At 64.3% G+C, this 21,999-nt stretch carries 25 protein-coding genes; 7 read left to right on the forward strand and 18 right to left on the reverse strand.

The genetic code is table 11. From position 1 onward, the window contains the following. Positions 1-6: 6 nt before the first annotated feature. Positions 7-576: a L,D-transpeptidase family protein gene (locus AB7245_RS01245; protein ID WP_063985976.1), complete on the reverse strand. Its 570-nt coding sequence runs from the start codon at positions 574-576 to the stop codon at positions 7-9. Positions 577-780: 204 nt separating this feature from the next. Here AB7245_RS01245 and AB7245_RS01250 point away from each other — a divergent pair, with 204 nt between their 5' ends. Together AB7245_RS01250 and AB7245_RS01255 are read left to right on the forward strand one after the other, a co-directional pair. After that, a complete protein-coding gene (locus AB7245_RS01250) occupies positions 781-1,467 on the forward strand; it encodes a response regulator transcription factor (RefSeq protein WP_007598630.1) in 687 nt (228 codons plus the stop codon). 59 nt (positions 1,468-1,526) lie between these two features. Next, positions 1,527-1,973 carry a cyclic nucleotide-binding domain-containing protein gene (locus AB7245_RS01255; RefSeq protein ID WP_063980289.1) on the forward strand — a complete coding sequence of 149 codons (447 nt, stop codon included), beginning with the start codon at positions 1,527-1,529 and terminating at the stop codon, positions 1,971-1,973. Between the two features lie 14 nt (positions 1,974-1,987). Here AB7245_RS01255 and xth read toward each other — a convergent pair whose 3' ends face one another. From xth to AB7245_RS01315, 12 genes are all read right to left on the reverse strand, one after another. Continuing rightward, positions 1,988-2,803, reverse strand: coding sequence for an exodeoxyribonuclease III (gene xth, locus AB7245_RS01260; RefSeq protein ID WP_014490778.1), 816 nt, complete (start codon positions 2,801-2,803; stop codon positions 1,988-1,990). Between the two features lie 202 nt (positions 2,804-3,005). Then, on the reverse strand, positions 3,006-3,758 hold the full coding sequence (locus tag AB7245_RS01265; RefSeq protein ID WP_063980290.1) for an outer membrane lipoprotein carrier protein LolA: 753 nt from the start codon (positions 3,756-3,758) through the stop codon (positions 3,006-3,008). 150 nt (positions 3,759-3,908) lie between these two features. Next, positions 3,909-6,389, reverse strand: a complete 2,481-nt coding sequence (locus AB7245_RS01270; protein ID WP_063980291.1) for a DNA translocase FtsK — start codon at positions 6,387-6,389, stop codon at positions 3,909-3,911. A gap of 9 nt (positions 6,390-6,398) precedes the next feature. Continuing rightward, positions 6,399-7,613: an aminotransferase class I/II-fold pyridoxal phosphate-dependent enzyme gene (locus AB7245_RS01275; RefSeq protein ID WP_063980292.1), complete on the reverse strand. Its 1,215-nt coding sequence runs from the start codon at positions 7,611-7,613 to the stop codon at positions 6,399-6,401. A gap of 362 nt (positions 7,614-7,975) precedes the next feature. Continuing rightward, positions 7,976-8,380: a GFA family protein gene (locus AB7245_RS01280; RefSeq protein WP_063980293.1), complete on the reverse strand. Its 405-nt coding sequence runs from the start codon at positions 8,378-8,380 to the stop codon at positions 7,976-7,978. 216 nt (positions 8,381-8,596) lie between these two features. After that, complete coding sequence (locus AB7245_RS01285; protein WP_063980294.1) at positions 8,597-10,045, reverse strand: ammonium transporter; 1,449 nt, start codon at positions 10,043-10,045, stop codon at positions 8,597-8,599. Positions 10,046-10,082: 37 nt separating this feature from the next. Continuing rightward, positions 10,083-10,421 (reverse strand): P-II family nitrogen regulator, encoded by a 339-nt coding sequence (locus AB7245_RS01290; RefSeq protein ID WP_008142813.1) that lies wholly within the window; start codon positions 10,419-10,421, stop codon positions 10,083-10,085. A 392-nt stretch (positions 10,422-10,813) separates the two neighbouring features. Further along, positions 10,814-11,416, reverse strand: coding sequence for an ATP-dependent Clp protease proteolytic subunit (locus AB7245_RS01295; RefSeq protein ID WP_038932646.1), 603 nt, complete (start codon positions 11,414-11,416; stop codon positions 10,814-10,816). A 42-nt stretch (positions 11,417-11,458) separates the two neighbouring features. After that, positions 11,459-11,815, reverse strand: coding sequence for an SRPBCC family protein (locus tag AB7245_RS01300; protein WP_063980295.1), 357 nt, complete (start codon positions 11,813-11,815; stop codon positions 11,459-11,461). After that, positions 11,812-12,126: an ArsR/SmtB family transcription factor gene (locus tag AB7245_RS01305; RefSeq protein WP_014490770.1), complete on the reverse strand. Its 315-nt coding sequence runs from the start codon at positions 12,124-12,126 to the stop codon at positions 11,812-11,814. Before AB7245_RS01305 ends, AB7245_RS01300 begins: the two co-directional genes overlap by 4 nt. Before the next feature lie 43 nt (positions 12,127-12,169). Next, positions 12,170-13,471, reverse strand: coding sequence for an ammonium transporter (locus AB7245_RS01310; RefSeq protein ID WP_063980296.1), 1,302 nt, complete (start codon positions 13,469-13,471; stop codon positions 12,170-12,172). A 133-nt stretch (positions 13,472-13,604) separates the two neighbouring features. Beyond that, positions 13,605-13,943: a P-II family nitrogen regulator gene (locus AB7245_RS01315; protein ID WP_008142802.1), complete on the reverse strand. Its 339-nt coding sequence runs from the start codon at positions 13,941-13,943 to the stop codon at positions 13,605-13,607. A gap of 239 nt (positions 13,944-14,182) precedes the next feature. On the opposite strand from AB7245_RS01315, the gene AB7245_RS01320 reads away from it, so the two are divergent. Further along, positions 14,183-15,094: a DUF4339 domain-containing protein gene (locus AB7245_RS01320; protein ID WP_063980297.1), complete on the forward strand. Its 912-nt coding sequence runs from the start codon at positions 14,183-14,185 to the stop codon at positions 15,092-15,094. A gap of 37 nt (positions 15,095-15,131) precedes the next feature. Here AB7245_RS01320 and tesB read toward each other — a convergent pair whose 3' ends face one another. Further along, positions 15,132-15,995, reverse strand: coding sequence for an acyl-CoA thioesterase II (gene tesB / locus AB7245_RS01325; RefSeq protein WP_063985977.1), 864 nt, complete (start codon positions 15,993-15,995; stop codon positions 15,132-15,134). A 216-nt stretch (positions 15,996-16,211) separates the two neighbouring features. Between tesB and AB7245_RS01330 the strand changes: the two genes are divergently transcribed. Continuing rightward, on the forward strand, positions 16,212-17,432 hold the full coding sequence (locus AB7245_RS01330) for a ubiquinone biosynthesis hydroxylase (protein ID WP_063980298.1): 1,221 nt from the start codon (positions 16,212-16,214) through the stop codon (positions 17,430-17,432). Between the two features lie 138 nt (positions 17,433-17,570). Here the strand turns inward: AB7245_RS01330 and AB7245_RS01335 are convergent, their stop codons facing one another. Next, positions 17,571-17,768: a Trm112 family protein gene (locus tag AB7245_RS01335; RefSeq protein WP_011083431.1), complete on the reverse strand. Its 198-nt coding sequence runs from the start codon at positions 17,766-17,768 to the stop codon at positions 17,571-17,573. 122 nt (positions 17,769-17,890) lie between these two features. Further along, positions 17,891-18,421 (reverse strand): TetR/AcrR family transcriptional regulator, encoded by a 531-nt coding sequence (locus AB7245_RS01340; RefSeq protein ID WP_063980299.1) that lies wholly within the window; start codon positions 18,419-18,421, stop codon positions 17,891-17,893. 106 nt (positions 18,422-18,527) lie between these two features. Between AB7245_RS01340 and AB7245_RS01345 the strand changes: the two genes are divergently transcribed. The 3 genes from AB7245_RS01345 (at position 18,528) to AB7245_RS01355 (ending at position 20,011) form a co-directional block, all read left to right on the forward strand. Next, positions 18,528-18,878: a hypothetical protein gene (locus AB7245_RS01345; protein ID WP_063980300.1), complete on the forward strand. Its 351-nt coding sequence runs from the start codon at positions 18,528-18,530 to the stop codon at positions 18,876-18,878. Between the two features lie 216 nt (positions 18,879-19,094). Then, entirely contained in the window at positions 19,095-19,373 is a 279-nt protein-coding gene (locus AB7245_RS01350; RefSeq protein ID WP_028150199.1) for a PepSY domain-containing protein, read from the forward strand. A gap of 44 nt (positions 19,374-19,417) precedes the next feature. Next, entirely contained in the window at positions 19,418-20,011 is a 594-nt protein-coding gene (locus AB7245_RS01355; protein ID WP_084794915.1) for a cytochrome b/b6 domain-containing protein, read from the forward strand. Positions 20,012-20,179: 168 nt separating this feature from the next. Here the strand turns inward: AB7245_RS01355 and AB7245_RS01360 are convergent, their stop codons facing one another. Together AB7245_RS01360 and trxA are read right to left on the reverse strand one after the other, a co-directional pair. Beyond that, positions 20,180-20,857: an LON peptidase substrate-binding domain-containing protein gene (locus AB7245_RS01360; protein WP_063980301.1), complete on the reverse strand. Its 678-nt coding sequence runs from the start codon at positions 20,855-20,857 to the stop codon at positions 20,180-20,182. A gap of 103 nt (positions 20,858-20,960) precedes the next feature. Next, positions 20,961-21,884 (reverse strand): thioredoxin, encoded by a 924-nt coding sequence (trxA, locus tag AB7245_RS01365; protein ID WP_063980302.1) that lies wholly within the window; start codon positions 21,882-21,884, stop codon positions 20,961-20,963. Between the last annotated feature and the right edge of the window lie 115 nt (positions 21,885-21,999).

Genomic DNA, 21,999 nt, shown 5'->3' on the forward strand with positions numbered 1-21,999 from the left:
GTGCCCTCACCCGATGATGATTCTGGTTCTTGGTCCCAGGCGCCGCAGCAATTGCAGCATCGCCGCTTTGGTCATCGAGACGCAGCCTGCGGTCGGCCCGAAATTGTCGCGCGCCAGATGCAAAAACACCGCACTGCCGCGGCCGGCGACGCGCGGTCTGGTGTTGTGGTCGATTTCGATGATGAAGTCATAGAGATGGTCGGTCCGCTTGAGACGGTCACCGCCCTGCTCCGGTCCGAGCCGGATCGCCTGATTGTAGTGGCGATCTCCGGCGTCCTCGCACCAGGCGTCCGTGTCGCCGATGGTCCGGGCCGGAAGAAAGGTCCGCGGACGGCTGTGACGGTCGCCCCGCCACCACAATTGCCTGGGACGGAAGCTGCCCCGCGGGGTGCCGCCATCGCCCTCGCGCTTGTTTGCCAGGATTCCGCCCCGCCCCAGCGCCACCGGGATCGTCAGCGCGCCGGCCGTCAGCCAGCCACGGCGCGGATTCCCGGCAGCAGGTTTAACGCGGATCGCTTGAAGCGGTCCGGAGCTTCGATTCTTTGGGTAACTAGCTGAATCCGCTTTGCTTTTCATGTGAACGTGCGATGTCGAATTCATTACAGGACATTCATCAAAACGGCCTGAGATTTTGAGTTAGAGTGCTTCTGGCTTGTGAATCGGTAACAGCCCACTACTTCAACACGAACAACAATAATAACGGCGACCCCCCTAACTTTCCCTCGCGGCTGGGTGCAGCATGCATGCGCGCCGAGCCGGACTCCAAAAGGATGACCCCCTATGGCCAATGCCCGCAAGATCCTCATCGTGGATGACGATACCGATCTGCGCGATACGTTGGTGGAGCAATTATCGCTGCACGAAGAATTTGAGGCCTCCGCCGTCGATACCGGGGCCAAGGGCGCGAGCGCCGCGAAGGCCAATGCCCCCGATCTCGTCCTGATGGATGTCGGCCTGCCCGACACCGATGGCCGCGAGGTGGTTCGTTCCTTGCGCAAGGGCGGCTTCAAGGCCCCGATCATCATGCTCACCGGGCATGACACCGATTCCGACACGATTTTGGGGCTGGAATCCGGCGCCAACGACTACGTCGCAAAACCCTTCCGTTTCGCCGTGCTGCTGGCCCGCATCCGCGCCCAGCTCCGCCAGCACGAGGCGAGCGAGGACGCGGTGTTCTCGGTCGGCCCCTACTCCTTCCGCCCGGGCTCGAAGATGCTGACCGCGGCCAATGCCCGCAAGGTCCGGCTCACCGAGAAGGAAACCGCCATCCTCCGCTTCCTCTACCGGGCCGGCCAGATGCCGGTCTCGCGCGAGACCCTGCTCCAGGAGGTCTGGGGCTATAATTCCGGCGTCACCACCCACACGCTGGAAACGCACATCTACCGCCTCCGCCAGAAGATCGAGAAGGACGCCGCCAATCCGGAGATCCTGGTCACGGAAGCCGGTGGCTACAAGCTGGTGCCGTGATACGCTTTAGGGGCGTGCGAATCGTTTTAGATCGCATGCCCTTTGAGCCCCGGACCTGAATGTCAATCGACGACGACGTAGCGCTTCTCGAGCGTGTCCCGACACTGCGCTTGTTGGGAGACGCGTCGTTGCGCATGCTGGCGATCGGCTCCGAGCAGCGTAATTTCGTTCGCGGCGACGTCCTCTTCAATCTCGGCGACGACGCCGATGCCGGATACGTGGTTCAACGCGGCGCCTTTCGGGTCGACGACGGCGCCGGCGCGGAGATGATCGCAGGTCCCGGTGCGCTGATCGGCGAGCTCGCGCTGGTGGTGCCGATGAAGCGGCCATCGAGCGCGGTCGCGCTGGAGCACGCCTCCGTCATCCGCGTCGCGCGCAGCCTGTTTCAACGTGTGCTCGAGAGTGACCCCGCGGCTGCGGTGCGCCTGCGTGACGAATTCGCGGTGCGCTCCAGCCAGATCGCGAGCGATATCCTGATGGCGGGCGCGAAGCTGACGTCGTCGTAGCCCGGACGGCGCCGCTACACCTCCAGCGTCACCGTCACCGGCACGTGGTCCGACGGGCGCTCCCAGCTCCGCGCGTCGCGCAGGATCTTGAAATCGCTGACCGCGTCCTTCAATGCGCGCGAGACCCAGATGTGGTCGAGCCTGCGGCCGCGATCACCGACGGTCCAGTCCGCGGAACGATAGCTCCACCACGTATAGACCTTCTCCGACATCGGAAAACGCTCGCGCGCGACGTCGACCCACTCACCGGCTGCCAGCGCGGCTTGCAACTTCTCTGTCTCCACAGGTGTATGCGAAACCACTTTCAGAAGCTGCTTGTGCGACCAGACGTCGTTCTCGTGCGGCGCGACGTTGAGATCGCCGACCAGGATGTGGCGATCCTCCCCGCGCGGATGCAGCGGCTCGCAGGCCTTCATCTCGTCGAGGAAGCGAAGCTTGTGGTCGAATTTCTCGTTCAGCGCGGGATCGGGAATGTCGCCGCCGGCGGGCACGTAGAAATTATGCAGCACCAGCGGCTTTGCGATGCTGGCCTTCTCGCCGAACGAGACCGAGATGTGGCGCGAATCCACCTTGTCGCAGAAGGTGCGGATGTCTTTCGATTCGAACGGGATCTTCGAGACGATGGCGACGCCGTGATAACCCTTCTGCCCGTTCAGCGCGACATGCTCATAGCCGAGCCGCTTGAAACGCTTCAGGGGAAAGGCATCGTCGATGCACTTGGTCTCCTGGAGGCACAGCACGTCCGGCCGCGCGCTCTTGAGAAACTTCGCGACCAAGTCGATGCGCAGCCGCACCGAGTTGATGTTCCAGGTTGTCAGGGAAAGACGCATGAGGCCTGCGTCTTAGCAAGCTCTCGTAGGGTGGGCAAAGGCGCAAAGCGCCGTGCCCACGTCTTTTCGGGGGTGGGTGCAAGGTTCGTTGCGAGCCCTCGTAGGGTGGGCAAAGCGAAGCGTGCCCACCAATGCCTGCCGCAAGGAGAGATGGTGGGCACGGCGCTAATGCGCCTTTGCCCACCCTACGGCAGTAGAGCTTTCAACCCGGCGATGGGCCGTAATTGGTGAAATCGATCTTGAACATGGCAGGATCAAGCTTCTTGCCCGCATCGAGATTGTAGACCGCGATCGTGGTGTCGTAGCCCTGCGGGTCGGTGACGGTCCACTGCTTCAACTGGCCGTCCTTGGCGCCGAACATCAGCAGGAGGCGGCTGGTGCCGACCAGCGCCTGCTTCTCCTCGATCGTGACGCTGACGAAGACGTCGTCGGCCGAGACGTTGACGACGTTGGTGTCCTTCATCAGGTCGATGCGATCGGACAGCAGGAAGCGCAGCGGCGTCTGCGACAGCGGATAGACGTCCTGGGTCGCGAGCTTGCGGTCGCGCACCACCAGCGAGGATCCGTCGGCGACGATGTCGATCGGGCTCGGCGCGTCATATTCGAAGCGCACCTTGCCGGGCTTCTGGATGTAGAAGTCGCCCTGCGTCTTGCTGCCGTCGGGGCCGACCTGGACGAAATTTCCAACCAGCGTCGACAACGAGGACAGATAGGCGCTGACCTTGGCCGCCTGCGCCTTCTGGTTGGCGTCAAACGTCTGGAAGATGCTGGTCGGCACGTTGCGGCGCGGATCCGGGATGACCGGGTTCGGCGGCGTCTGGGTCGCGCCGGTGACGGCGGGCCCACCGGCCGAACCGCCATCGCGGCCCTTCGGCGCGGGCTTCGGCACAGGCACGGTCTGCGCGAACGACGCCGCGGTCACCATCGCGGCGGTGACGAGAAGCACACCGGCCATGCGCGCGCTTCGCGCAGCGATGGTGGCAGCGAATCGAATGTCCGGATGTCTGATCAACGCGTCGTCCTGTGTGGCTGGGCGCCCTTTTAGCGTGATTTCGCTACTGCAGATATCGATTTTGCGTGAAATTATGTTCAGAGGCGGCTCGCCTCACATATGGCTATCTTCTTCCTCGACCAGAATCTCGCGCTTTCCGGCGTGGTTGGCGGGTCCGACGATGCCCTCGAGTTCCATGCGCTCCATCAGCGAAGCGGCGCGGTTATAGCCGATCTGGAGCCGGCGCTGGATGTAGCTGGTCGAGGCCTTGCGGTCGCGTTTGACGATGGCCACGGCCTGTTGGAAGAGATCGCCGCCGCCATCCGCTCCCATGCCGCTGGCGTCGAACACGGCGCCACCGTCCTCGTCCTCGGTCGGCTCTTCGGCCGTGACGGCCTCGAGGTATTCGGGCTGGCCCTGCGTCTTGAGGTGACGCACCACCTTCTCGACTTCCTCGTCCGACGCGAAAGGTCCGTGCACGCGGCTGATGCGGCCGCCGCCCGCCATGTAGAGCATGTCGCCCTGCCCGAGCAGCTGCTCGGCGCCCATCTCGCCCAAAATGGTGCGGCTGTCGATCTTGGACGTCACCTGGAAGGCGATGCGGGTCGGGAAGTTCGCTTTGATGGTGCCGGTGATGACGTCGACCGACGGACGCTGCGTCGCGAGGATCACGTGCAGGCCGGCGGCGCGCGCCATCTGCGCGAGGCGCTGCACCGCCCCTTCGATGTCCTTGCCGGCGACCATCATCAGGTCGGCCATTTCGTCGACGATGATGACGATGTAGGGCAGCGGGTCGAGCGAGAGCTTCTCTTCCTCGTAGATCGCCTTGCCGGTTTCCTTGTCGAAGCCGGTGTGCACCGTGCGCGTCGGTTCCTCGCCCTTGGCCTTCAATTCGAGCAGGCGCGTATTGTAGCCGTCGATGTTGCGCACACCGAGCTTGGCCATGTTCTTGTAGCGCTCTTCCATCTCGCGCACGGCCCATTTCAGCGCGACCACCGCCTTCTTCGGGTCGGTCACAACAGGCGTGAGCAGATGGGGAATGCCGTCATAGACGGAGAGTTCGAGCATTTTCGGATCGACCATGATCAGGCGGCACTGGTCCGGGCGCAGCCGGTAGACCAGGCTGAGGATCATGGTGTTGATGGCGACCGACTTGCCGGAGCCGGTGGTGCCGGCGATCAGCATGTGCGGCGTGCGCGCGAGGTCGATGATCACGGGGTCGCCGCCGATGGTCTTGCCGAGGCAGAGCGGCAGCTTCGCAACCGAATCGACAGTCTCCTTGGCGACCAGCAGCTCGCGCAGATAGACCTTTTCGCGATGCGCATTCGGTAGCTCGATGCCGATGGCGTTACGGCCGGGCACGACGGCGACGCGTGCCGACAGCGCGCTCATCGAACGGGCGATATCGTCGGCGAGACCGATCACGCGCGATGACTTGATGCCGGGCGCCGGCTCCAGCTCGTACAGTGTGACCACGGGACCCGGATTGGCTTTCACGATCTCGCCGCGCACGCCGAAATCCTGCAGCACGCCTTCGAGCGAACGCGAATTGGCTTCCAGCTCAGCCTTGCTGAGCGGCTGGCGATCGCCCGCCTTGGGCGCGGCCAGCACGGACACGGACGGAAGCTCGAACTTGTCGGAGGATTTCTTGGAGGCGGCCTTTGGTGCAGCCTTCTTGCGCGGCGCGCGCGCGGCCGGCTCCTCCTCTTCCTCCTCCTCGTCTTCCTCTTCTTCGTGCTCGTCCTCGTCAATTTCGTCTTCGGACTGCGGCGAGATCGACGGCGCGGCGCGGCCGCCGCCGAGATTCGGCTCCTGGCGGCTGAACGCAACGGCTTTGGTCTTCGGTCCGCTCGAGACCAGCGAGCGGTAAGCGGTGCCGAGCAGCCAGATCAGCCGCGCCTTCGTGCTCATCAATGCGTGGAACAGCCACCCCAGCGACACCGAGCCGCGATCGCTCTCCTCGTCTTCGTCGAGCGGCTTGTCGTCGTCCTCGATCTCCGCGAACTCGTCGTCATGCGCGCGCGCGCCGAGGCCGCAGGCGATCAGGAAGGTCGCGCCGATCGCGGCGAACAGGATCGTGCCCAGCACCATGCGATAGATCGTGCCCGCCGGTCCGAAAATCACCGCGGGCGCGCGCACCAGCGCATCGCCGACCACGCCGCCGAGGCCGGTCGGCAGCGGCCAGGCGCCGCCATGCGGCCAGCAGCTGGCAAAGCCCGCAGCGATCACGGTGCAGAGAGTCCAGGAACCGAGCCGCAGCGCCTCGCGGTCGAACGGGCGATGGGTCATCATGCGCCAGCCCCAGACCGCGACCGTCAGGACCAGCATAATCGCGCCGAGCCCGAGGATCTGCATCGCAAGGTCGGCGCCGATCGCGCCGGCATAGCCGAGAATGTTGCGGATCGGCCGTGAGGTCGCGTGGCTGAGGCTTGGATCCTGCACCGACCAGGTCATCAGCGCGGCCGAGGCGACGCCGGACAATGCAATCAGGCCGAAACCGGTGAGCTCGCGCATACGCCGCGCCAGCCCCTCGCGGATCGACGGTGGCAGATGGCCGACCAGTGGAATGACACGTTCGATTGCCGACATGCTCATGGGCCCCGCCTAACCCAGAGTCTCGACCAGGCGGTGCAGCGCCTGCGCCGTGGTCTCGCCATCCTGCACCAGCGCAAGGCGAATGAAACCTGCGCCCGGATTGAAGCCGTCGGGCTGGAGCCGCGCCAGATAGCTGCCGGGCACCACGCGTACGCCTGCTTCCTTGAAGAGCCTGAGCGTGATCGACACGTCGTCGCCGAGCGCGGACGTGTTGAGCCAGACGCAGAAGCCTGCGTCAGGTCGGCGATAGCCGTAACGATCGCCGATGATCTGGTCGGCGAGATCGAACTTGATCCGGTAGAGCCTGCGGTTCTCCTCGACATGCGCCTCGTCGCCATAGGCAACGGTCGCGACATGCTGGAGCGGCACCGGCACCTGCGGCGCCGCGATGTTGCGCAGCTCGAGGAACATGCCGATGAATCGCTTGTCGCCGGCGGCGAAACCGACGCGCAGGCCCGGCAGGTTGGAGCGCTTCGACAGCGACTGGAACGCAACCACGCGGGTGAAATCAGGGCCGGCGCATTCGAGCGCGCTGCCCGGGGCCTCGCGGGTGTAGATCTCGGAATAGCACTCGTCGCTGAGGATCACGAAGCCGTAGCGGTCGGCGAGCTGCTTCAACCGCCTGAAATAGTCGGGTTTGGCGACCGAGCCCTGCGGATTGGCGGGCGAGGCCAGATAGAACGCCACCGTGCGCGCCAGCGTCGCTTCGTCGATGGCATCGAGATCGGGCAGAAAGCCGTTTTCGACGGTGGTCGGCAGGTAGACCGGCTCGCAGGCCGCGGCGCGGGCGCCGGCGCCATAGACCGGATAGAACGGGTTCGGCATCAGGATGGCGGGCTTGCCGGGGCGCGGGCCGACATAGCGCGCGGCCGCGATCGCGGCGAGGAACAGCCCCTCGCGGCTGCCATTGAGGACGAGAATCTCGTTCTCGGGGTCGAGCGGCCGCGGCAGCTTGAAGCGCGACGACAGCCAGGCGCCCGCTGCCGTGCGGAACGGGTCGGTGCCCTTGTTCGCGGGGTAACGGCCGAAATCGGCGATGTGCTTGGCCAGCACCGGGCCGACGAAGTCAGGCACGGGATGCTGGGGCTCGCCGACTGCAAGCGTAATCAATGGCTTACCCGGCTGATGGGGTGCCAGCAGCTCGTTCAGCCGGACGAAGGGCGAGCGTTCGCTATCGGAGCTTCCACTGTCCTGCGGCGCACGGGATGAAGCGGTTATAGCCATTCTGGACGCCAGCACTCTTGGAACAGCCGGTCGCACCAAGGCGCCGGCGGGAAGCGGTTCACTTCACCATAGATAGGGCGAGGTTAAGACGCGATTAACCATCGGCTTTCCGCGCCATCAAGAGTCATTTCCGTGACCTGGATTTGAGGTCCGGTCCGTCCGGAGCGGGAATAATGAGGCCGGATAGAGCGGACGCATGGCGGGCCCGGGTCCCGTCATGGCCGGGCCTGTCCCGGCCATCCCCCGGCCCATTCTACCGTACCCAAGAACGTTCATGCCCGGGCCTTCGCCTCGCCGAAGCGGGCTTCGGCCGCGCAGGCGGGGCAAGCCCGGGCATGGCGAGTTTCCGGATATGGGCGCGCCTAGTGCCCCGGCAGCTTCTCGAATGTCTTCATGCCCACCGGGATCGCGTGGAACTCCTGCATGTCGCAGGTGTAGATCGCCATCTGCGGATGGAACTGCGCGGGCTCGTCTAAGGTGCCGACCTTCAGGATCGCCGCCGGCAGGCCCGGAACCTTGGTCACCAGATGGGTGCCGCATTCGGCGCAGAATTCGCGCGTGACGGCGCGTTCGAGGTCCTTGCGCGTGAATTGCTTGGGCTGCCCGGTGATGTAGCTGAAGCCGGCCGCCGGCATCGCGATGAAGGTGTTGGGCGCGCCGCCCGAGATGTACTGGCACTCGCGGCAATGACACTGGGCCTGCATCATCGGATCACCTTCGGCCACGTAGCGCACTTCGCCGCAATAGCATCCGCCTTCCAAACGCATGACGACCTCCCGGTTTGTTTTTCGTTGTGGTCGATATTTCTGCGCCGGCAATCTGAAATGGCAATCGCTTTCTTTGTCGCGCAGGACAAAAGAAGGCAAAAAGAAAGGGGCTCCAGCTTGCGCTGGAGCCCCTCAACGGTCGGGACATTGCCGGGTATGTGCCCCAAACCGTAGTTGTGGGCACGGCCCCCGCGGAGGCCGCGCCCGGGAGGAGAGTTACATGTTGTAGGCGCGCTCGGTGTGCTCGGTGATATCGAGGCCTTCACGCTCGGTCTCGACATTGGCGCGGAGGCCAACGATCACATCGACGACCTTGTAGAGGATCGCCGAACCGATGCCCGACCACACCAGCGTGGTGCAGACGCCCCAGAGCTGGGAGACCATCTGCGCCGCGAAGTCGTAATCGGCAACCTTCGGCGGGATCGCGGTGTAGTCGATGATGCCCGCACCACCCAGCGCCGGATTGACGAGGATGCCGGTGCCGAGGGCGCCGACGATGCCGCCGACGCAGTGCACGCCGAACACATCGAGGCTGTCGTCGTAGCCGAGCGCGTTCTTCACGACGGTGCAGAAGAACAGGCAGACCACGCCGACCACGAGGCCGAGGACGATCGCACCCATCACGCCGGCGAAGCCGGCGGCAGGCGTGACGGCCACGAGGCCCGCGACAGCGCCGGAGATGACGCCGAGCACCGACGGGTGACCCTTCACGATCCACTCCGCGAACATCCACGACAGCGCGGCGGCCGCGGTGGCGACGAAGGAGTTGGTCATGGCGAGGGCTGCGCCGCCGTTGGCTTCGAGGTTGGAGCCGGCGTTGAAGCCGAACCAGCCGACCCAGAGCAGCGAGGCGCCGATCATCGACATGGTCAGCGAGTGCGGAGCCATCAGCTCCTTGCCGTAGCCGACGCGCTTGCCGATCAGCAGAGCGCCGACGAGACCTGCGATGCCGGCGTTGATGTGCACCACGGTGCCGCCAGCGAAGTCGATCGCGCCCTTCTTGAAGATCCAGCCGGCGTCGGCGTTGATCTCGTCGAGCTTGGCCTGCGCCGCGGTCTTCGCAGCCGCATCAGTGGCAGCAGCGAGTGCCTTGGCAGCGTCCTGGATCATGTCCGGGCCGGGCCAGTACCAGACCATGTGCGCGATCGGGAAGTAGATCAGCGTGACCCAGAGCGGGATGAAGAGCGCGATTGCCGCGAACTTCATGCGCTCGGCGAAGGCGCCGACGATGAGGGCCGGCGTGATCGCCGCGAAGGTCATCTGGAAGCACATATAGATGAGCTCCGAGATGTTGGCGTCGACCGAGAAGGTCGCGGCCTTCGAGTCGGTGGTGACGCCCATCATGAAGGCCTTGGAGAAGCCGCCGATGAAGTCGGAGCCGCCGGTGAAGGTGAGGCTGTAGCCGTACACGGCCCAGATTACCGTGACGACGCAGACGGTGTAGAACACCTGCATCAGCACGGAGAGCATGTTCTTGGAACGGACAAGACCGCCGTAGAACAGCGCGAGGCCGGGGATCGTCATCAACAGCACGAGCACTGTCGATGTCAGCATCCAGGCGTTGTCTCCCTTGTTGACCGTTGGCTCGGCATAGGCCGCGGTCGCAGCGAACATGCCGACTGCGAGAGCCGCCAATCCCGCGCCATAGGGACGCTTAAACGTCATTTTATTCACTCCTGATTGGTAAAGGTTGAGCGCGAAATCAAAGGGCCGCGGCATCGGCCTCGCCGGTGCGGATGCGAACCGCATGGTCGAGGTTGATGACGAAGATCTTGCCGTCGCCGATCTGCCCGGTTTTCGCGGCGGACGTGATGGCGTCGATGGTCTTGTCGACCTGGTCGGAGGCGACAGCGACCTCGATCTTGATCTTGGGCAGGAAGCTCACGGCGTATTCGGCACCGCGATAGATTTCCGTATGGCCTTTCTGGCGGCCATATCCCTTGACTTCCGTCACCGTGAGACCGTGAACGCCGATGGCGGTCAGGGCGTCACGGACTTCTTCCAGCTTGAATGGCTTGATAATCGCCATAACAATTTTCATGGGTCCTATCCCCGCTTGGCCCGGTCCGGACGTGGCCGGGCGTTTCTCGACTGGTTCGCCACGAGGGAGAAGTTCACTACGCGGGCACAGCCAGCACCCTTAGAATCAAATGCCGTGCCAGATCGGGCGCGTTGCCTAACGGACTATGAAAACGGGTGTTTTCGCGTTTGACGCGTGCTGCGGTGCAGTGCGCTAATACGTCGCGCTCAAAACGTGGTCACGCCTGATCAAAAAGCGGGCACGACAGGCTGTCGACACAATTGCTGCTCACGTGTCGGGCAGCAAGAAGGTATTTTATTACAGAAGGGGCCCGACAAAGGGCCCCGCCGCCCTGCGAAATATCGAACCGGCCCTCGGCGTGCTCACGGGATGCGCGCAACCGGCCTGAATCGTCAGGCGGCCTCGCGCTCCGCAAAGACCCGGTCGATCAATCCCCACTCGACCCCCTGCTGCGCGGTCATGAAGTGGTCGCGGTCCAGGGTCCGTTCCACCTCCGCCTCGGTGCGCCCGCAATGCTGCGCGTAGAGCCGGGTGATGCGCCGCTTGGTCTCCTGCATTTCGTTGGCATGGATCAGGATGTCGGACGCCTGGCCCTGGAAGCCGCCGAGCGGCTGATGCACGTGAAGGCTCGCATTGGGCAGCGCGGCGCGGTGACCTGGCTCGCCGGCCATCAGCAGGAACGAGCCCATCGAGCGCGCGGTGCCCATGCACAGCGTATGAACCGGCGCCTTGATGAACTGCATGGTGTCGTACATGGCGAGACCAGAGGTGACCACGCCGCCATAGGAGTTGATGTAGAGATTGATCGGCCTGTTCGGATTCTCCGCCTCCAGGAACAACAATTGCGCGCACACCAGTCCGGACATCGCATCATTGACCTCGCCGTTGAGGAAGATGATGCGCTCGCGCAGGAGCCGCGAATAGATGTCGAAGGATCGCTCGCCGCGGGCGGATTGCTCGACAACCATAGGGACGAGCTGAAGCATGTCGCGCATTGGCGACCTCCATGTTTGCAGGTGACGAAGTCTTGTTGGTGTTTAAGCCGCCGCGCGCATCAGGCAGCAATTGCTGTTGGCCGGCTGCGGCAGCTTTGTTCGCTCTTCGCAGGCTTGCTGGATGATGCGGAAGCGCGTGCCGCCGTCCTCGTTCGGCTCGATCCGGAAGATGACGTGGCTCTCGCGAAACGGCGGCTCTGAATCGCGAAGCCGGTAGCGCACCTCTTCGCCTGCGATCGTTGATTCAGGCTCGGCGCCTGCAAGGTCGCAATCCGGCAACCAGCGCTCGCGCAAGGCCGGAATGGTGACGGCGCGCCAGACCTTTGCTGGCGGCGCGTCGAATTCATATTCGAGCACCAGTTTTGCGTCGGAGGGATCAGGTTTCGCTGCGTCGCTCATTGATCCATGTCCTTGAGGAGATCGGCGAGTGCTTCCATGCGCTTCGGCCAGTAGGCACGGTAGCGCGCAAGCCATGTGCCGATGGCCACGATTCCGTCCGGGTCGACTTCGTAGTTCACGAAGCGGCCCTGCCGCTGTTCGCGTACGAGGCCTGCCGCGCGCAGCACCGAAAGATGCTGCGACATCGCCGGCTGGCTGATCTCCAAACCGTCGCGCAAAGCGCTGGCATTCAGGCTTCCGCCGGCGAGCTTCTCAAAGACCTTTCGGCGCGTCGGGTCGGCCAGTGCCTTGAAGATGTCGGCTTCGATCATGCCAATACATAAGCATGTGCTTATGTGTCGCGCAAGCCCCCGATTACTGAAGCGCTTCTCCGTGCTGCGAAATATCCAGTCCCTCCAGCTCGTGCTCACGGGATACGCGCAAGGGCACGAACAGGGAGACCAGCTTGAGCAGGACGAAACTCACGCCGGCCGCCCAGACGAAGGTGACGGCGACCCCGTAGAGCTGGATCAGCAATTGCTGCGGATGGCCCTCGATCAGGCCGGCGGTGCCGCCGATCGCGGAAGTCGCGAACACGCCGGCCAGCAGCGTGCCGGTCAGGCCGCCGATGCCGTGGACGCCGAACACGTCGAGGGAATCGTCATAGTTGAAGCGGTGCTTGAGCCAGGTGCAGGCCCAGTAGCAGACGGCGCCGGCGACAATACCGATGACGATGCCATGCCAGGGCGCGACGAAGCCCGAAGCCGGCGTGATCGTGCCGAGCCCGGCGACCGCGCCGGAGATCATGCCGAGCACCGACGGCTTGCGCCGGGTCGACCATTCGATCGCGCCCCAGGTCAGCGCGCCGGAGCAGGCCGCAAGATGCGTCGCGATGATCGCCAGCACCGCGCGCGAATTGGCTGCGCCCGCCGAGCCGCCGTTGAAGCCGAACCAGCCGACCCACAACAGGCCGGTGCCCATCACCGCGAGCGACAGATCGAACGGCGACAGATTTTCGGTGCCGTAGCCGTGGCGGCGGCCCATCACCTTGGCGGCGACGAGGCCGGCGGTGCCGGCCGACAGATGCACGACGAGGCCGCCGGCGAAATCCAGCACGCCCATGCTGGCGAGGAAGCCGCCGCCCCACACCCAATGCGCCAGCGGAATGTAGACGAAAATGAACCAGGCGACCGAGAACACCAGATAGGCGGAGAATCGCATCCGGTCGGCGACCGAGCCCGCGACCAGCGCCACCGTGATGATGGCAAAGGTCATCTGGTACAGCATGAACAGCGCTTCCGGGATCGTCTTCGCCGCCGGGTTGACGCTGTCCATCGTCATGCCCGCGAGGAACCAGCGGTCGAGCGTTCCGATCCAAGGCCCGTCGCCGACGAAGCAGAGCGAATAGCCGAACGCCACCCAGAGGATCGAGATCATCGTCACCGCGGCGAGGCTCTGCGCCATGGTGGCGAGCACGTTCTTCTTGCGCACCATGCCGGAATAGAACAGCGCCAAGCCGGGGATCGTCATCATCAGCACCAGCGCGGTGGCGACGATCATCCAGGCGGTGTCGGCGGTGTTGATCTCAGAGCCCGCGGCGTATGCGGGCGCCGCAACGAACGTCACAAATCCGAGCGGCGCAGCCATAGCAGCTGCGCGGCGCAACAATCCCGCCATGTCATTCCCCCCGGCATCAATTGGCGTCGCACGCTGTGGCGTCGTTGCCCGGTGCGATCGAAGAAGGATCAAAGCGTTTTCGAGCGAAGTGGATACCGGTTCGCGTGAAGAAAACGCGTCAAAACAAAAAGCCTTAAAGCGCGTCGCTGTCGGTTTCGCCGGTGCGGATGCGCAGCGCGTGGTCGATCGGCGTGACGAAGATCTTGCCGTCGCCGATCTGCCCGGTGCGCGCCGTCGCGGTGATCACGGCGACCGCCTTGTCGGCGACGTCGGAGGCGACCGCGATCTCGATCCGCAGCTTCGGCAGGAAGTTCACGACATATTCCGCGCCGCGATAGATCTCGGTATGACCCTTCTGGCGGCCGTAGCCTTTCACCTCGGTCACGGTCATGCCGTGGACGCCGATCGCGGTCAGCGCCTGGCGGACTTCATCGAGCTTGAAGGGTTTGATGATCGCGACGACGAGTTTCATGGTCAGGCCTATTCCCCGGGGATGCGCCACGCCGTATGTCCCCGGCGCAGCGTCAATCTGGCATCTTTCCGGGCAAATGGCATAAAAAACTTGCAGACTGAAGCGGAAAAACGTTTGGCCATGTGAACCGCCGCCTCTGTACAGGGCATCCGTTCATCCTTCACAATGCGTTTTTGGCATGGATGCGGTGAACCGAAGCGTCCCGGCCGGTACAAAAGTATGTTTGAGGGGGACGCTTCATGGCGAGTTGGTTCTACGCATCCGAGGGCAAGCAACAGGGACCCTATCCGGAAGGGCAATTCCGCGACCTGGTCGCGCAGGGAGTTGTGCGCCCGGATACGCTGGTGTGGTCCGAGGGCATGGCCGGCTGGCAGAAGGCCGCCGAAATTCCCGGCCTGATCGGCGGTGGCGGTGCGCCCCCGATGATGCCGGCCGGCGGTCCGCCGATGATGGGCTCCGGTGGTTACGCTGGCGCCGGCTACGCTGGTGGTGGCGGTGGCAGCGGAGGAGCGCTGTCGGTCGATTTCGGCATCCTCGAGTTCACCTGGCGCAGCATCGTGATGCTGATCGGCATGTGCCTCATCATTCCGGTGCCGTGGGTGTTCGTCTGGTACACGAAATGGATCGTGTCCTGCGTGAAGGTGCCCGGCCGGCCCAATCTCAGCTTCACCGGCAATGCGATGACGCTGGTGCCCTGGTTCTTCGGCTTCATCGTCCTGGCGATCGCGATCGGCGTCATCGGCAGTGCGCTGCTCAGCAATCTGCTGTTCATCGCGCAGATCGTGCTCTACTGGCTGCTGATCAAATGGATGGTCGCGAACCTCGCCTCCAACGAGCAGCCGCTCGGGCTCAGCTTCTCCGGCTCAGCTTGGGCCTATATCGGCTGGAATCTGTTGTTCGCGATCTCGATCATCACGATCATCGGCTGGGCCTGGGTCGCCGCGGCGCAGATGCGCTGGTTCTGCCGCAGCATCGAAGGCACGCGCCGTGAGATCGTGTTCAAGGGCAGCGGTCTCGGCATTCTCTGGCGCGGCATCGTCGCCGCGATCCTGTCCAGCCTCATCATCCCGATCCCGTGGGTGTATCGCTGGATCATGAACTGGTTCGCGTCGCAGACCGAGCTCGCTCCGCGCGGGTCGCTCGGAGCTTGATCGCAAATCCCAGGCGCGACGAACTCGCGCCTGGGCGCTAGGACTTCCGCTCGCGCACAGAACCTTCCTGCGCGACGGAGGCGACCAGCGTGCCGTCGGGCTTGAAGATCGAGCCGCGGGTCAAGCCGCGGCCGCCGCGTGCGTTCGGCGAATCCTGCGCGTAGAGCAGCCATTCGTCGGCGCGAAACGGGCGATGAAACCACATCGCGTGGTCGAGGCTCGCGGGCATCATGCGCTTGTCGAACAGCGTGCGGCCGTAGCGCGCCATGATCGCGTCGAGCAGCGAAAAATCCGAGGCATAGGCCAGCGCGCACATGTGCAGCGCCGGATCGTCCGGCAGCTTTGCCGCGGTCCTGATCCAGACGTGAATGCGGCCGTCCTCGATCTTCTGGCCGAAATAACGGCCGAGCTCGACCGGGCGCAGCTCGATCGGACGATCGGACTCGTAGTAGCGGCGGATGAACTCCGGCATCTCCTTGAACATCGGCTGCTTCGCCACCTCCTCCGCCGTCAGCTTTTCCGGCGGCGGCACGTCGGGCATCTTGTCCTGATGATCGAACGCGCTCTCCTCGTCGGTGTGGAACGACACCATGATCGAGAAGATCGCGTTGCCGTGCTGGATCGCGGTGACGCGGCGGGTCGAATAGCTCTTGCCGTCGCGCAGGCGCTCGACCTGGTAGATGATCGGGATCTGCGGATCGCCCGGCAGGATGAAATAGCAATGCAGCGAATGCGGCAGCCGGCCCTCGACCGTGCGGCAGGCCGCAACCATCGCCTGCCCGATCACCTGGCCGCCGAACACCCGCTGCCAGCCCGTCTTCGGGCTGTTGCCGCGGAACAGATTCACCTCGAGCTGTTCGAGGTCGAGAATCGAGATCAGGTCGATCAGGCCTTTGGACATGATGGTGCTTTCGAAGCATCTCGTCATTCCCGGGCATCGCGACAGCGATGACCCCGGAATCCCGAGCCGATAACCTCTGGATTCCGGGTTCGCGCTTTTGCGCGCCCCGGAATGACGGAATGAGGCAGTTCCGCCCTTGTTTCACCGCACTGTTTCGCCCACCTCAAGTCTGCTAGCAAGGCCTGGAAAAGCCGAAGTGTGAACCAGGAATTTGGTATGCCGGTACAGGGTAGCATTGTCATTGGTGGCGGCGCGTTTGCCGGCCTCGCGCTGGCCCTGGCGCTGCGCCAGGGGCTCGGGCCCGAGATTCCCGTCATCGTCGCCGACCCCGCGCTCGCGACCCGTCCGAGCCGCGACCCGCGCGCGACCGCGATCGTGGCCGCCTGCCGCCGCCTGTTCGAGGCCATCGGCGCCTGGGACGCCGTCAGGGGCGAGGCGCAGCCGATCCTCGACATGGTCGTCACCGATTCAAAGCTGGAAGACGCCACCCGTCCGGTTTTTCTGAACTTTGCCGGCGATGTCGCGCCGGGCGAACCGTTTGCGCATATGGTCGAGAACCGCCGTTTGATCGACGCGCTGGTGGTGCGGGCCGAAGCCGAGGGCATCGATCTCCGCGCCACGACGGTCGCGTCTTATGACGCGCGCCCGGAAGGCGTCGACGTGACGCTTGGCGACGGCAGCGTGATTGCGGCAAGCCTGCTGGTCGCCGCCGATGGCGCGCGGTCGAAACTGCGCGAGCGCGCCGGTATCGTCACCCATGGCTGGGAGTACGATCAATCCGGCATCGTCGTCACCGTCGGCCATGAGCGCGATCACGACGGCCGCGCCGAGGAGCACTTCCTGCCCGCGGGTCCCTTCGCGATTCTGCCGCTCTCCGGAAAACGATCCTCGCTGGTGTGGACCGAGCGCCGCAGCGAGGCCGCGCGCATCATCGCGTTGAGCGACGAGGAGTTCCACGGCGAGCTCGAGCGCCGGTTCGGCCTGCATCTCGGCGAGGTCAAGGCGCTCGACAAGCCGCGTGCGTTCCCGCTGTCCTATTTCGTGGCGCGCTCCTTCATCGCCGAGCGTCTCGCGCTGGTCGGCGATTCCGCGCATGTCATCCATCCGATCGCGGGCCAGGGCCTCAACATGGGGCTGAAGGATGTCGCAGCACTGGCCGAAGTCGTGGTCGATGCCGCGCGGCTCGGCATGGATCTCGGCGGCGTCGACGTGCTCGAACGTTATCAGCGCTGGCGCCGCTTCGACACCATGGCGATGGGCGTTGCCACCAACTCGCTGAACTTCCTGTTCTCCAACCAGTCGACGCTGCTGCGCACGGTGCGCGACATCGGCCTCGGCCTCGTCGACCGCGCCCCGCCGCTGAAGAACCTCTTCATCCGCCAGGCCGCTGGTTTGACCGGTGAGATCCCGCGGTTGCTGAAAGGTGAGGCGTTGTAGCAATCGCGCAAGCTCTAACTCCTCATCCTGAGGAGCGCGCTTGCGCGCGTCTCGAAGGATGAAGGCCGAGGTGAGAGAGCCGGGCTTTCATGGTTCGAGACGGCGCTATCGCGCCTCCTCACCATGAGGGCCGCCTGATCAATCGATCTTGCGCGCCTCTTCCGGCAGCATGATCGGGATGCCGTCGCGGATCGGGTAGGCCAGCTTGGCGCTGCGCGAGATCAGCTCCTGCTTTGCGGAATCGAACTCCAGCGGACCCTTGGTCAGCGGGCAGACCAGGATCTCCAGCAATTTGGGATCGACGCTGGTTTCGGGGCGTTCGGTGGGCGCGTTCATTGGGGTCTCCGAAGATCGCTTGCCTCTAGCACAGAAAATCGCGGCCGCCCATTGCGCCACCAGAGCGTTTTCGAGCGAAGTGGGTACCGGCTCGCATAAAGAAAACGCGTCAAAACAAGAATCTAGGCAGAGACCATCCGCATGATCTCGTCGAGCAGGCCCTGGAGCCGTGCCGCCGGTACCGGCGTGCCCGACAAGGCAAAGCCCAGGAATGTCCAGTACAGGATCTGCGCGCGGGCCTGCGCCTTCGCCGGCTCAAGGCCCCGCATCGCAAGCAGCGTCTCGATATAGTCGATCCTGCGGCGGTCGATCGCGCGGACCGCGCCTTGCGCGGCCGTATCGAACGCCGCCCAGCTGCGCACGGCGCGCTCCAGGTCGAGCCGCGCGCCAAAGGATCTCCGCAGCAGCGCCTTCAGCGGCTCGTCGCCGGCGGCCTCGACGTCGGCGATGATCTGTTCGGCCGCGATCTCGCGCCAGCGCTTCAGGACTTCGGCGTGGAACGCGCCGAGATCGGCGAAATGCCAATAGAAGCTGCCGCGCGAGACGCCCATCGCCTTTGCGAGCCGATCGGCTTTCAGGGCCGTGAAGCCGTTCTTGGCCAGCGCCTTCAGGCCCTGTTTGATCCAGTCGTCGGCGGAGAGTTGTTCGGTCATGACCGGTTCCGGAAATTGGCCATACACTAGTGTATTGACAGGCGGCGGGCCAGCGCCTATCTCACTATACACAACTGTATGGACGAAGCTTCAGGGAGCTGTGCCGATGCGTGATCTCTTGCTCCAGTGCTCCGGCGTCGTGGCCATTGCCGTGGCCCTCATCCATGGTGTTCTCGGCGAGACCAAGGTCTTTGCCCGCGCCCGCATCGAGCCGGAACGGCTCCGCACCCTAATTCGCCTGGTCTGGCAGGCCTCGACCGTCGCCTGGATCGGTGGTGGTGTGCTCCTGATCGCGGCGCCCTGGATGGACTCGGAGCTGGCGCGCCGCTGGATCGTCATCACCATGGTCTGTGTGTTCGGTTTCTCGGCTGTCGCCAACGCGTGGGCCACGCGCGGCCGGCATTTCGGCTGGATGGCGCTCAGTGCCGTCGTTGCGATGGCGGTTGCCGGCTATTGAGGTGCCGCGCCCAGAATGCCGGCCGTCAAACCGTGAGGCGTAAGGCCGCAGCGGCCGCTCAAATGCCTGCTGCCTACGGAGCCAACTGATCTTTTCCGGATCGTTAGAATAACTCTAAAGCCATCCGCGTCCAAACCGGATTGACTTCATCATCGCCTTTGCTTCCCTCGCTCCCGCTTCGCGCCACGCGCGCACACGACAGAGGAGGAGACGTTCGTGAAGGTCATTCGTGTTGTTGCAATTGCACTGACGGTCGGCATGGGTATGAGCTCGGCGGCCATGGCCGACGGGTTCAAGGATTGCACCAAGCTCGACAAGGCGTCGTGGAAGCCGGCCGCCGAAGCCGAAGCCAAGGCCAAGGCGCTGGGTTACGAAGTGCGGCGCTCCAAGATCGAAGGCTCGTGCTATGAGGTCTACGGCGTCAAGGAAGGCAAGCTCTACGAGCTGTTCTACAGCCCGGAAGATCTTAGCCTGAAGAAGACGGTTGCCAAGTAAGGTTTCAAGCAAGGGCTTGAGCAAGGCTTGAGGATAGTCACGGCTTGATCGACGAAGCGGTGCCAGAAACGCGCGGGGCGTCCGACGGGACCCCCGCGGATCGAACGGCTTCGCGGACGGTCGCAGTCTGGGACCTCCCGCTACGCCTCTGGCACTGGGCCCTCGCGGTCAGCATCTTGGCCGCGTGGTTCACGCCCTCCGTCTACGATACCCTTCACCGCATCGTCGGCTATACGGTGCTCGGGCTTCTCGCCTTCCGCCTGGTCTGGGGTTTTTGGGGAAGCCGCTATTCGCGCTTCCGCATGGTCGGCGTCCGGCTTCGGGTCGCGCCACACTATCTCTGGAATCTACGCCGCGGCATGACCGGCCGCTATATCGGCCTCAATCCAGCCGGCACCTTGATGCTGGTAGCGCTGCTGCTGGCGATCGCCATCTCGGCCATCACGGGGGCGATGTCGGTGACCGTCACCTTCTTCGGCCTGTGGTGGGTCGAGGATACCCACGCGATTGCATCCGACGCCGTCATCGTGCTGGCCGTGGTACACGTGCTGGGCGTCGTGCTGATGGGGCTTCTCCAGCGCGAGAACCTGATCCGCGCGATGTTCACCGGACGCAAGCGCATCCGCCATCATCAATAGGGTTTTTGAGGCGGCGCTCTCTCCTTGTCATGGCCGGGCTTGTCCCGGCCATCCACGTTCTTTTGTGCCTCTCAGACGTGGATGCCCGGGTCATCGGCGAGCGAAGCGACGCCGTCCTTCGGACGGCTATGCCCGGGCATGACGGAGCGTGACGCGGCAGCGCGCCCCTCACTGCAATGGCGGATCGCCGCTGGTGCGCTTCTTGGCGAGATCCATCTCGGTCACCGCGATCAGGATTTCGGCGCGGGTCTTCAAATCCGGCGCCTCCAGCATGGCCTGCTTTTCCGCGGGGCCATAGGGCGACATCATCGCCAGCGCGTTGACGAGCGCTTCGTTAGGCGCGCTCTCGACGCCTTCCCAGTCGACCTTGAGATTGTTGGCCTTCAGGAAATCCGCCAGCACGGTCAGCAGCGCCTCGCGATCGACCTCGTCCTCGCCCATGCGCGCGGTGAAGTCGTCGACGAAGGTGAAGAAGTCCACCTTGCACTGGCGGTAGGCGGTCAGCACTTCGAGCTCCTTGACCACCTTGAAGCGCGAGACGCCGGTGAGCTCGAGGAGGTAGCGGCCGTCGCCGGATTCGGCGAGCTGGGTGATGCGGCCGACGCAGCCGACGCGGAACAGCGCCGGCCTGTCGGAATTCTTCGGCGAGTGCGCGATGTCGGGCTGGATCATGCCGATCAGGCGATGGCCGTCGCGCAAGGAATCGTCGACCATCGAAAGGTAACGCGGCTCGAAGATGTTGAGCGGCATCTGGCCGCGCGGGAGCAAGAGCGCGCCCGGCAGCGGAAATACCGGAATGATCTCCGGCAGGTCGGCGGGGCCGCGATATTCGATGTTGATCGGCATCTGGACCCCGCTAGACCGCTAGAGCATGATCCGGACCCGGAGGGCCGCGTTAGCGCAAAGTGTGAAGCGGCTTTCCGACAAGATCATGCTCCAACAATAACCCTTACGAAAACAGGATCGTCGACAAGCGCTTTCGTCCCTCGACGGTAGCATCATCCGTGCCACCCCACGCCTCGAAGAATTGCACGAGCTGCTTGCGGGCGCCGTCGTCGTTCCACTTGCGGTCGCGCTTGATGATCGCCAGCAACTGCTCGGTGGCCGCCGCCCGGTTGCCTTGCGCATTCAGCGCGGTCGCAAGGTCGAAGCGTGCCTGATGATCGAGCGGGTTTGCGGCGACTTTCTGTTCCAGCTCGGCCACCGGCCCCAGCTGCTCCGCCTGCTCGGCGAGATCGATCGCGGTCTGCACGGCCTTCACGGCGGGGTCGTTGCGCTTGGATTCCGGCACCATCGCCAGCGTCTGCTTGGCCTGCTCCATCGCGCCGGAGACGGCGTAGCATTTCGCGAGTCCGGCAAGGGCCGCGATGTTGGTCGAATCGTGCTGCAGCACCTCGGCATAGATCTGCGCCGCGGCGGCGGCGTCCCCCTCGGCGAGCACCGCCTCGGCCTCTTGCAGGATCTCGGCGATATTGGGCTCGCCCGGCGCCGTCACGCCCTTGGTCACCTTTTCGATGAAGGCGTTGACCTGGCTCTCCGGCACTGCGCCCATGAAGCCGTCGGCCGGCTGGCCGTTGACGAAGGCGATCACGGCCGGGATCGACTGGATGCCCATCTGGCCCGGGATCGCCGGATGCTGGTCGATGTTCATCTTGACCAGCTTGACCTTGCCCTTGGCCGCCTTGACCGCCTTTTCCAATACGGGCGTGAGCTGCTTGCAGGGGCCGCACCACTCCGCCCAGAAGTCGATCAGCACCGGCTGGCGCTTCGATTCCTCGATGACGTCCTTCACGAAGGTCTGGGTGGTGGTGTCCTTGATCAAATCGGCCGCGGCCGCGCCCGCCGCTCCGTTACCCTGGTCGATGATCGTCACGGGATCCCCTCGTCTGATGTCTGGAATGGCGGCTCTTTAGCACGTCGCCAAATCATATGCTTCGTTGTCGGCTCCTAGATTGGGCCGAATGGGCCGAATTTCAATCCATCAGGGC

It is taken from the genome of Bradyrhizobium sp. 604_D8_N2_3 (assembly GCF_051810765.1).
Lineage (GTDB): Bacteria > Pseudomonadota > Alphaproteobacteria > Rhizobiales > Xanthobacteraceae > Bradyrhizobium > Bradyrhizobium barranii.